Consider the following 4,039-nt stretch of genomic DNA (forward strand, 5'->3'; position numbering starts at 1 on the left):
CGGCGGTCTGCGGGTATTGGGCGCGAACTATCGCGATCTCCCGCACGGGGTTTTCACTGATCGCGTCGGGGTGCTGACGAACGACTTCTTTGTCAACTTAGTCGACATGAACTATGAATGGGTGCCGACAGACAGCGGCATTTATGAAATCCGCGACCGGAAAACGGGCGAAGTGCGGTGGACGGCCACCCGGGTTGACCTTATTTTCGGAGCCAACTCGATCCTTCGCTCGTACGCCGAATTTTACGCCCAAGACGACAACCTCGAAAAATTCGTCCGCGACTTTATCAACGCATGGGTGAAAGTGATGAACGCCGACCGCTTTGACATTCATTTGAAACAAGCCAAAGAGTCGGTCACGGTTTAACCAGGCAAAAAAAGCAGCTTGTCCGTTTAAGGGGCAAGCTGTTTTTTTATATTTCTTAGACTTGTGAACGCTTGTGGAAATGGCTCAAGGATGCGGTCATTGCTAATGTGTTTCACAAAGATCAAATGGATATTGACCAAGCCATTGCCCGGTTTATGGAATATATAGATCAACAACCGGAAGAGGTGCTTCGATGCTTGGGGTGTGCAGCGTGATGCAAAGGTTAACTTTTCAAGGTGCATTTATATAGAAAACCTTCCGCCATTTGAGAGAGGCAGGAGTTACCTGTGCATAAGAAGCAAACGAGTTTTTTGTCCATTTTTGATCCCTCTTTCATGTGAGTGGTTTTTGAACTAAAATCTCAGCATCACTTTCCCTTCCAAAGCCGTTTTGTCACCATCCGCTCCCACCACTTCCACGGCAGCACATGTTTCAAGACAATTCCTAATTTCACGCCTTTGCCAACCGGATACCGCAATTTCGGATAGGGAGACTTCGCCACTTGCACAATCTGTCGGATCACTTCATCCGGAGCAGGTGCCGTGTCGGCAACCTGATTGACATATTTCAAAATCGCCTTCATCTCTTTCGCATAAGGAGAATTCGGATGGATCGTTACCGCTCCCAACCCTTTTGACCAGATATCTGTTTTATAGGACCCCGGCTCAATCAAAACTACATGAACGCCATACGGCAGCATCTCTAAACGCAAAGATTCGCTGAATCCTTCCACCGCAAACTTAGATGCCACATAAGGTCCCATAGAAGGGAATCCGATTCGTCCGCTGATACTGCTTATATTTACAATCTTGCCGCTTCTGCGTTCCCTCATCGACGGTAAAACAGCTTTCGTTACTGCCACCAAACCGAAAAAATTGGTTTCAAATTGCCGCCGCCATTCTTCAACAGCAAGTTCCTCCGTGAAGCCGCCCGCTGCATAACCCGCATTGTTCACCAACAGATCAATTCGTCCGTAACGGCGAATCACATCCTGAATCACCGTTTCTACGGCGGAAAAATCGGTCACATCCAATTGGACAATCTCAATCCGATCTGTTACACCCGCTTTTTTAGCTGCCGCTTCCAGCCGTCCTTTGTTATTCAAGTTTCTCATTGAAGCCAGCACGCGATAGCCTTCGCCGGCAAGTACCACACTTGTCAGCAAACCAAAGCCGCTTGAAGCTCCTGTAACAAACGCAACCGGTTGCTTGTCAGAAGTCTGATCCACAAGATTCCCTCCAGCTATTAACTATTTCTAACTATTGGAATTGTATCATAAAAATAATGGAATAAATTTTGCGAAATTTGTTTCAAGAAGGATAATTGTATGCGAATGGTCGAACTGTATCTTCAGTAAGAGAAGCGATGCAAATAGAGAGGTGGTTCGGATGAACAGATCTTGGATTATATTGGTAGTCGTTTATATCCTTGGCTTTTCTTTTTCGGTATACCGCTACACACAACTTCCGCTGATAGTCGAGGATTCGGGAAAATTGCTGCCAACTTCGATTAAACAAATTCGCTCGGCTACTGATGAACGGTCTCTTCAAGAATGGATTCAAGCGGCTGCCAAACAAGGAGAAAAAATTTCTGTGGCTGGCATGCAGCACAGCCAGGGCGGACATACCTATTACCCCGGTGGGATCGTGATTGACATGAAATCGTACGATAAAATCTTAGCATATCACCCAGAAGCAAAAATGATACGCGTTCAAAGCGGAATTACTTGGGAAAAAATCCAACAACACATAAATCCTGATGGTTTGGCGATACGAGTCATGCAATCGCAAAATATTTTCACCGTTGGCGGTTCATTGAGTGTGAATGTCCACGGTCGAGATATTCGCTATGGCTCTTTGTTGGATTCTGTGGAATCATTCCGTTTGCTGCAGGCCGATGGTTCTATTATTGAAGTAAGCCGAACGCAACATCCGGAACTATTTAATCTTGTCATCGGCGGCTATGGGTTATTTGGGATTATTTTAGATGTTACACTGAAATTGACAGATGACGAGCTTTACCAAATGTATACCCATAAAATAGATTACAAAGATTATGCCTCTTATTTTAAAGAGAAAGTACGAGCCAATCCTGCCATTCGGATGCATATGGCTCGCATTTCCGCTGCTCCTGAGTCTTTCTTAAAAGAAATGTATGTGACCAATTATTTATTGTATGAAGACCAATCCCTTCGTGAAAAATATCAACCATTGAAAAAAGAAACGATCATTGCCTTGCCGAAATTTTTGTTAGGATTATCACGATACAGTGATTGGGGGAAGCAAATACTCTGGGATACACAGCTTGCTTATTTCCAAAGCAAAAATGGCGACCTCATTACTAGAAATAACGTGATGCGCTCCGAAAGCCAATTCATGGAGTATGAAAACCCGAACAGAACAGAAATCCTTCAAGAATATTTTGTTCCTGTTGATGAATTCGCTTCTTATATCGATGATTTACGGAAACTTCTGAAAAGAGAGGACTTGAATTTATTGAATATCACCATACGGTATGTGGAAGAAGACAAGCAAGCGGTTCTTTCGTATGCGAAAGAAGACATGTTTGCCTTAGTACTCTTAATCAATCAGGGGCGAAGCGCAAAAGAAGTAGAAAAGACGCAAAAGGTCTTGAGGAAGATGATTGATGTTACTTTAGATCACCGAGGTTCTTATTATCTCCCTTATTATCCGTATCCAACGAAAGAACAACTGCATAGGGCCTATCCAAGAGCCAAAGAGTTTTTTGAAAAAAAACGCCAATATGATCCCGATGAGGTTTTCGTCAATCTCTTCTACAAGGAGTATGGAAAATGAATTATCAACGATTTGTAGCAGCGCAAAGTTTCGTTATGACAGCAGGCAGCATTGTGTTTCCATTTTACTTATTATTTATTCGAAATATCGGTGATAGCTATTCGCAATTCGGCTTGGCTTATGGTTTATTTGCTTTGACAGCGGCTTTATCCCATGTATGGATTGGGAAGCTCACGGACCGTTATGGCGATCGCATAATGTTGTTAGTATATGCATGGGGGATGGCTGGGTTGATGTTATTGATTCCTATTTCAACAGAAATATGGCAAATATACTTTATCCAGATTGTGATGGGATTGCTTGGTGCCATTCAAAAAACGACAGAAAAGACCAGCCTTTCCAGATTCACTGAACCCGCTACCGCTGGAAAAACAATTGGTTACTATCATTTTTGGACATCGATTTGGCCAGCAATCGCCATCATTGCCACCGGCTATCTCATCGATTTCTTAACGATTGGGAGTTTATTTTATTTCGCGTCTTTGCTATATATGGCAGCCGCACTTAAATTAACATCCACTGTTAATAGAAATTAGTGATGGATGGCCAGGATTTTTGGAAATTATACTTAATGTAAGATGGTAATTTAGAAATGTATTCGATGAATGAAGGGGCGATTACTGGTATGACCCATATGACTGTAGGATGATCTATAATGCGCGTTATGTAAAAATTCGCGAGGGGTGCGATCATCTTGAACAAGCAACTGTACGAAGTGCCGCTCCGGTGTTCATTGGACAATCAAAAAGAGGAATGTCTAGAAGGCCGGTGAAAAAAGTACACCCTGAGGCAGGGATTTAGGGGGCTTATGTCGAAAAAGGAAGAAAAATCGTTGGAATGGAGCGTGAGCGGATCA

Annotated in this window: 3 protein-coding genes and 1 pseudogene; 3 read left to right on the top strand and 1 reads right to left on the bottom strand. The window is 43.3% G+C overall.

Features of this window, described 5'->3' with window-relative positions:
- Nucleotides 1–367, top strand: a pseudogene (locus CV944_RS16295) (peroxidase family protein); the annotation flags it as partial.
- A gap of 367 nt (nucleotides 368–734) precedes the next feature.
- Here CV944_RS16295 and CV944_RS16310 read toward each other — a convergent pair.
- Complete coding sequence (locus CV944_RS16310) at nucleotides 735–1,595, bottom strand: oxidoreductase (RefSeq protein WP_100664540.1); 861 nt, start codon at nucleotides 1,593–1,595, stop codon at nucleotides 735–737.
- Between the two features lie 160 nt (nucleotides 1,596–1,755).
- On the opposite strand from CV944_RS16310, the gene CV944_RS16315 reads away from it, so the two are divergent.
- Both CV944_RS16315 and CV944_RS16320 read left to right on the top strand, forming a co-directional pair.
- The gene (locus CV944_RS16315; protein ID WP_015863936.1) at nucleotides 1,756–3,183 is read left to right on the top strand and encodes an FAD-binding oxidoreductase; all 1,428 of its coding nucleotides are present in this window, start codon (nucleotides 1,756–1,758) and stop codon (nucleotides 3,181–3,183) included.
- Nucleotides 3,180–3,719, top strand: a complete 540-nt coding sequence (locus CV944_RS16320; protein ID WP_100664541.1) for an MFS transporter — start codon at nucleotides 3,180–3,182, stop codon at nucleotides 3,717–3,719. Before CV944_RS16315 ends, CV944_RS16320 begins: the two co-directional genes overlap by 4 nt.
- The last annotated feature ends 320 nt before the right edge of the window (nucleotides 3,720–4,039 follow it).

It is taken from the genome of Geobacillus sp. WSUCF-018B, assembly GCF_002809985.1.
Lineage (GTDB): Bacteria > Bacillota > Bacilli > Bacillales > Anoxybacillaceae > Geobacillus > Geobacillus thermophilus.

Bases quoted from the DNA above. Each gene is read 5' to 3' on its own strand.
- CV944_RS16315 (WP_015863936.1), top strand. From the start codon at position 1,756: ATGAACAGATCTTGGATTATATTGGTAGTCGTTTATATCCTTGGCTTT.
- CV944_RS16320 (WP_100664541.1), top strand. From the start codon at position 3,180: ATGAATTATCAACGATTTGTAGCAGCGCAAAGTTTCGTTATGACAGCA.